Origin of the sequence: Arenibaculum pallidiluteum, from assembly GCF_017355985.1 — a bacterium.
Classification (GTDB): domain Bacteria; phylum Pseudomonadota; class Alphaproteobacteria; order Azospirillales; family Azospirillaceae; genus Arenibaculum; species Arenibaculum pallidiluteum.
In genome coordinates, this window is the sequence record NZ_JAFIQU010000033.1 from 1 (window position 1) to 6,167 (window position 6,167).

Sequence of the window (6,167 nt, forward strand, 5' to 3'; positions counted from 1 at the left end):
GCCGCGTCGACGAAGGTGTTCCATAGGCCGCCGGCGATCATGGTCTCGATCTCGACGGCCTCGCCGAGCGCGCGCCGGAGCATGTCGTCGATGCCGCGCACGAGCCGCCCCAGGTTGATCACCCTGGGCGCCAGCGGCTGCCGGCGGCCGAAGGCCAGGAGATGGGACGCCAGCTTCGAGCCGCGGCCGACGCCGCTCAGCGCGTTGCGCAGCCGCTTCTCTGCGCGCTCGTTGCCGGCCACGTCTTTGGCCAGGAGCTGGAGATTTCCTCCGATGACCTGCAGGAGGTTGTTGAAGTCGTGCGCCACCCCACCGGTGAGCTTGCCCACCGCCTCCATCTTATGGGCCTGGCGCAGCTGCTCCTCGAGCTCTTTGCGGGCCGTGACGTCCCGGCCGGCGGCGTAAAAGACCTCCCCTTCGGGGACGGCGGTCCAGGTGTACCAGCGGTAGCCGCCGTCCCTGGCGCGGACTCGGATGTCGAAATCTCTGATGACGTCGCCGCCGGCCAGGCGCTCGAAGGCGGTCCGCGCCGTTCCGAGATCCGCAGGATGGACCAGTCCATCGAAGCGCATGCCGACGAGTTCCTCCTCTGCGTGGCCGAGCTGATCGGTCCAGGCCGGGTTGACCGTGCGGTACAGGCCGTCCATGCCGCAGACCACGAAGAGGTCACGGCTAATGCTCCAGACCCGGTCGCGCTCGCGCGTGCGCTCCTCGACCTGGACCGCCAGCACCTCATTGAGCCGGCGCAGCACCTCGGTGTGCTCCCGCCGCAGGCGCGCCATGGCGAGCGCCGTGTCGATGCGCGCGATCAGCTCGCGCGCCGAGAATGGCTTGACCAAGTAGTCGTCGGCCCCTGCCGCACGTCCCTCGATGCTCGCCTCCTCGCCGGCGCGCGCCGACAGCATGATCACCGGCAGGTCGTTAAGGTCGGGGTCGGTGCGGATCGCCTGCAGCAAGCCGAAGCCGTCAAGCCGCGGCATCATCGCGTCGGTCAGCAGAAGGTCCGGGCGGCGCTCCCGGAGGGCTGTGAGCGCCGCCTCGCCGTCTGGCACGGCCTCGACCTCGTGGCGCCCACCCAGCAGCCGACAGACGTATTCGCGCATGTCGGCGTTGTCGTCCGCCAGCAGCACCCGCGCCCGCGTCCCGTCCCCGACGGCGGCCGGATCCACGACCGGTGCCGGAGATAGATCGTCGACGACGTTCGCGGCGCCGGGCAGCCAGCGTAGCGCCTCCTCCACATAGGCCTGGGCGCGCACCGCGGTCGAGGCACGGGTGCCGTCGCTGCGGATGTGGTCCGGGGGCAGGTGGGAGGTGCCGAAGGGGATCCGGACGAAGAAGGCGGTGCCGCGCCCTTCCTCGCTCTCGACCCGGATGTCGCCGCCATGGAGCCGCACGAGCTCCTGCACGAGGGCGAGGCCGATTCCGCTGCCCTCGTAACTGCGCCCGCGCGCGCCCTGGACCCGGTGAAAGCGTTCGAACAGCCGAGGCATCTCATGCGCGGGAATGCCAGTGCCGGTGTCGCGCACCGTCAGCTCCGCCGCGCCGCCCGTCGGCCTCAGCTCGACGGTGATGGCGCCGTCGAAGGTGAACTTGAAGGCATTGGATAGCAGGTTGAGGACAATCTTCTCCCACATGTCCCGGTCGACGTGCACGGGCTCCGGAAGCGCCACGCAGTCCAGGACGAGGGAAAGCCCAGCTCTCTCGCAGGCCGACCGGAAGTTGCTCGCCAGCCCCGCGGTGAACGTGGCGAGGTCCGTCGGTTCGAAGGCGGCCTGCGCGCGCCCGGCCTCAATTCTCGAGAAGTCGAGCAGCGCGTTGACGAGCTTGAGCAGACGCAGCCCGTTGCGATGGACGACCGCGAGATCGTCGCGGCGCCCCGTCAACGTCTCCGGATCCGCGGCGAGAGCTTCCTCGAGCGGCCCCAGCATCAAGGTGAGCGGTGTGCGGAACTCGTGGCTGACGTTAGAGAAGAACGTGGTCTTGGCCCGGTTGATCTCAGCCAGTGCCTCAGCCCGCCGGCGTTCCTCCTCGTAGGCGTGGACATTGGCGAGCGTCGCGGCCACGTGGGCCGCCGCGCGTTCCAGGAAGGCCTGGTACTCTTCATCGAACGCGCGCCGCGGGCTTATGCCGGATATAAGAAATCCTGCCAATGCACCAGGGCGGGCGGTCGCCGCGATCGGAAGGACGACCGCGCTCTCGCTGGGTTCGGGCCATGCGCCTCCCGACAGCGTGACGCCGAACTTCTCGGAGAGTGCCTCGATGACCTGGGGCTGCTCCGTCTCGAGCACGTGCCCGAGCGGCCAGGGCGCTCCAGTGTCCGAGGGGTCGATCAGCGCGGGACATGCCGCGCCGCCTTCCGCGAGCCCCGCCGACGCGACGAGGCGTGCAGTGCCACTTTCCGTCATCACGTACAGCAGGCAGAACGGGACGTCGGCGGGCTGGGCGTGCAGCGCCTCGGCCGCAATGGTGCAGACCTCGACCTCTGACCGCGCTGCGGCGAGCCGTTCGGCAAGCAGGCGCAGGGTGCGCTCGCGCCGTTCGCCGATGACGCGGAAGGTAGTCTCGACCACCGCGTTGAAGATGCCCCCGACGCCGCCGTCCTCGCCGCGGATGGGGCTGAAGGTGAAGTTGAAGTAGCACTCCTCGGTGTAGCCATGCCGGCGCATGGCTAGGAGCTGGTCCTGCTGCCAGACACCCTCGCCGGTCTCCTGAACCCGGGCGAAGAGCGGTCCGATCGCGTCCCAGATCTCCGGCCAGACGTCCCGACCGGGCCGGCCGAGCGCCCAGGGATGCTTAGCGCCGGGGATGGGGCTCCACGCGTCGTTGTAGAGAAGCGCCAGCTGCGGGCCCCAGTAGATCGCGATCGGAAAGGTGGTCCCGAGGCAAATGCTGACGGCGGAGCGGAGGCTCTGGGGCCAGGTCTCGACGGGACCGAACGGCGTCAACGGCCAATCGTGCGCGCGCATGAGCGCCCCGAGCTCGCCGCCGCCGGTCAGGAAGCCGAAAACGGACGAGCGATCGGCCGGAGTGTTCGCAAGTGCACCGACGTCCCCGGTCATGCCAGCCCTGCCCTGATCCACCTAGTCCTCGACACGACCTTGGTCCTCCGCGACCGAACCCGTTCCGGCGCAGGAGTTTAAGTTCCGTCATTCGCAATGCAACCCCGCAAGCCACCATATGCCCTCGTTCGAAAATCGGTCGACGTGGCGGACGGCCTTTGGACGGGTGCCACCCGCGACAGCGGTAAAATGGCTCGCCGACGCACCGGAGTGAGGCGGCCGCCGCGCGTCCGGCGGATACGCGGAGTGCCCGGCCAATCCACGCGAGGATCGGTTTGACGTCCTTTCGACGCCCCGGCGCCGCGTCCGGGACGGACCAACTTCCGAGCACCTCGAAGATGCGGCAGCATTCAACGCGTTAGCGGAACTCCACCATGGCAAGCTGGATGAAGGGATCATCCGCCTCTAGCCCCGTCGTCTCCGTATCGATGACCAAGGCGACATGCGTCGCGCAGCCATCATGCTCGTCATAGCGCGGCCGCGGCACGAACGGGCGCAGCACCTTTTTGATCCTGGGGTTTAATGGTGCAGTCCTTTCCCGAAATGGGAGGCATTATGGGCGAGGTTCTCCATGGGAGCGCCCGCACGTCCATCGAGCGATGCACCATAGTCAGGCGAGCCTGAGAACCCTAGCCAGCCGCTATGGCATCAATCCCAAGATGGTCGCGAAATGGAAGAAGCGGCCGTCGCCCGGCTTTCGCCCGACCTGGCCGCGGCAGCCGACGTCGACGAGCCTGTCGGCCGAGGAGGAGGCCGTAATCGTGGGCTTCCTCCGCCACACGCCGCTCCCCTCGATGACTGCCTCTTCGCCCTGCAGGCGAGCATCCCGCATCTCACCCGCTCAAGTATCCATCGCCGCCTGCAATGCCACGGAATAAGCCGGTTGCCCGAGGTCAATGGCGACAGCCTGCCTAGAAGAAGTTCAGAGCCTACCCGGTCGATGTCTCCACATCGCCAGCGCCGAGGTCCGGACCGAGCAGGGGAAGCTCCGCCTCTTCGTTGCGATCGACCGCACCTCCAAGTTCGCCTTCGCCCTGCTCGATGCGTTCCACCGCGAGCGCATCGTGCCGATCATTCCGAGCCGTGCCGACCAGCCCGCGAACCCCGGTTTCGATCGCGAAGCCTACCGGAGACGGAACCTCGTCGAGCGGTTGGTCGGGAAGTTGAAGCAGTTCCGCCGTGGCGCAACCCACTATGACAAGCTTGCTGCCCACTATCTCGCTTTCGTCCAGCTAGCTTCGGCCATCCTCTAGCTACGCCAACGGCAGTGTCGTTGACGAGCCTTTCCGGTGCGGAGGATCAATCCTCCGCCTAATCTCGACTACGCCCCGCTGGCCAGCCACGTCGCCCTGCCTCCGCAAGCCACCGATGACGCGGGCACTCCCCGACGCCCGGCATTATCGCCCAGCTCACCCTATCGCTAGGCTGTTCATACGGCGCAGTTCCGCCGCGCTGACATCCACCGCCTTGGCGCGTCCGGCACGCACAGGATCGATGCCGGCGTCATGCAATTGACGCGCGTCCAACTCAGCCAGATCGTTGCGTCGCATGCACTGGGCCAAAGAGCGGAGGATCCCGGTCAGCGACGGCAGAGTGGGTCTCCGGGACGCCGCGAGACCGTGATGCGGAAGCGAGAACTCGATCCGGCTCATGTCTGGGTTTCCTCCTCGTACGGCGCCGCTGGGCGCCTCTGCTTCACGCCTCTGGCAATCGGGTGCGGGAGAAAGGTGCGCCGCACGATCTCGGGACGGAACCCATCTCAATCGGAAGATCCCTGGATTCAGGTGTCTTTTCCTGGAAGATGAGGCTGGAATTTGTCGTCGTGACCTGACGAGGCGAACCTCGCCTGAGGGATCCATGGCTCAGGACATCGACCGGAAACTGCGCCTGACAGCCGCGCTGCTCGGAGCCGGCACGGTCAAGGAACTCGCGGCGGCTTTCCGGCGCATCAATCCGTCGACGCCTTTTGACGTCGAACGAGCCCACAAATGGATTCAGGGACGGGCCAGCCCGCGGGAGCACCAGGTCTATGACGACTGGGTCAGGCTGCTTGACCTCGACCGATCCGGCGATTGGGTCGCGGAATGCGGATTCGACGGGTTCCTGGCTGCCGTCGGCTTGCGGCACGCGGCCGACGTCGACCAGTTGTCGCAACGCGCTGCATCCTGGGGCGTCTCAACGAGGGCGGCAGAGCGGGAAATCTTCATCGTTGGGACCTACGCCTGCTATTCCCATGCTTGGTCCCCTTATTATCGTGGTCGGTTGATCCGTGGGTTTCTGACGATCTCCGCCGCACCATCACGGTCGTTGGTCGCGACATACGAGGAAATCCTTCCGACTGGCCTGTTGCGCCTTACAGGTCCTTTTACGCTCGGAAAGCGGGTGGTGAACCTTGATTTGCGCGAGCCTCATGGGGATGCGCAATTTTCCTTCTGCCTCTTTCCGCCGTCGCCTCCGGCGAGCATACTGGCGGGATTCATGGGCGGCGCGACGATCATCGGTCCGGATGCCCAACCCTCGGTAACGCGCATCGTAATCGTGCGCCTGCCTGGACCGCGCGGGCGCGCGACGGCAAGCGACGCCTACCTCCCGCGAGACGGATCAGTTTCCTCCGACCTTGAGGCGATGGGGCTCTCGGTCCCGAATCGCGACACAGTCGACAGGTGCATCGCGGCGTTCCTGAAGGCGTCCGACGATAGCGGCCTCGATCAGATCGCGACAGTCGTCTATCGGGATTTAGTGGCGATCTTCGACCGCATGTGGCTGGAAGCAATGGCACCGAACACTCGTTCAATTACGCCGCAAGGTTAAATCGCACCGAGTGCCGTCAATCCCGGGGCTCTCCCAGAGCGACATGCTGAAGCGGGCCACGACAGGTCGAACATCCCTATCCTCGGGCGCCGCTTCTCATGGCCTAAGGGGAAAGCCCGTGGTCGCTTGTGGATGCACCGCCTTGCCCTCCGTTGGACAACCGGCATCGCTCCCCGCCAGCCGCAAAATGGGCGTTTGGCGACACGGACTAGCACTACCTTGGCAGTTCCCGCGTAATTAGGCGAGGCAAGACCTGTTGTCCTGCCCAGGAGATGGCCGGAGCCGGAGGCGGTCATG

General features: G+C 66.5%; 4 protein-coding genes and 1 pseudogene. 2 read left to right on the forward strand and 3 right to left on the reverse strand.

The window, feature by feature from the left end:
- Together JUB13_RS30875 and JUB13_RS30880 are read right to left on the reverse strand one after the other, a co-directional pair.
- Nucleotides 1–3,059: ATP-binding protein (locus tag JUB13_RS30875; RefSeq protein WP_207486109.1), on the reverse strand; the 3,059-nt coding region annotated here is incomplete at its 3' end.
- Nucleotides 3,060–3,417: 358 nt separating this feature from the next.
- Nucleotides 3,418–3,561 carry a hypothetical protein gene (locus JUB13_RS30880; RefSeq protein WP_207486110.1) on the reverse strand — a complete coding sequence of 48 codons (144 nt, stop codon included), beginning with the start codon at nucleotides 3,559–3,561 and terminating at the stop codon, nucleotides 3,418–3,420.
- Nucleotides 3,562–3,614: 53 nt separating this feature from the next.
- Between JUB13_RS30880 and JUB13_RS31720 the strand changes: the two are divergent.
- Nucleotides 3,615–4,099 (forward strand): annotated as a pseudogene (locus JUB13_RS31720) (IS481 family transposase); the annotation flags it as partial.
- A gap of 369 nt (nucleotides 4,100–4,468) precedes the next feature.
- Here the strand turns inward: JUB13_RS31720 and JUB13_RS30890 are convergent.
- Nucleotides 4,469–4,711, reverse strand: a complete 243-nt coding sequence (locus tag JUB13_RS30890) for a hypothetical protein (RefSeq protein WP_207486112.1) — start codon at nucleotides 4,709–4,711, stop codon at nucleotides 4,469–4,471.
- Between the two features lie 205 nt (nucleotides 4,712–4,916).
- Here JUB13_RS30890 and JUB13_RS30895 point away from each other — a divergent pair, with 205 nt between their 5' ends.
- Nucleotides 4,917–5,870, forward strand: a complete 954-nt coding sequence (locus JUB13_RS30895) for a hypothetical protein (RefSeq protein WP_207486113.1) — start codon at nucleotides 4,917–4,919, stop codon at nucleotides 5,868–5,870.
- Nucleotides 5,871–6,167 lie beyond the last annotated feature (297 nt).

What these genes read in the sequence shown, in the direction of transcription:
- JUB13_RS30895 (WP_207486113.1), top strand. Translation starts at nt 4,917, where the DNA reads ATGGCTCAGGACATCGACCGGAAACTGCGCCTGACAGCCGCGCTGCTC.
- JUB13_RS30890 (WP_207486112.1), bottom strand. Translation starts at nt 4,711, where the DNA reads ATGAGCCGGATCGAGTTCTCGCTTCCGCATCACGGTCTCGCGGCGTCC.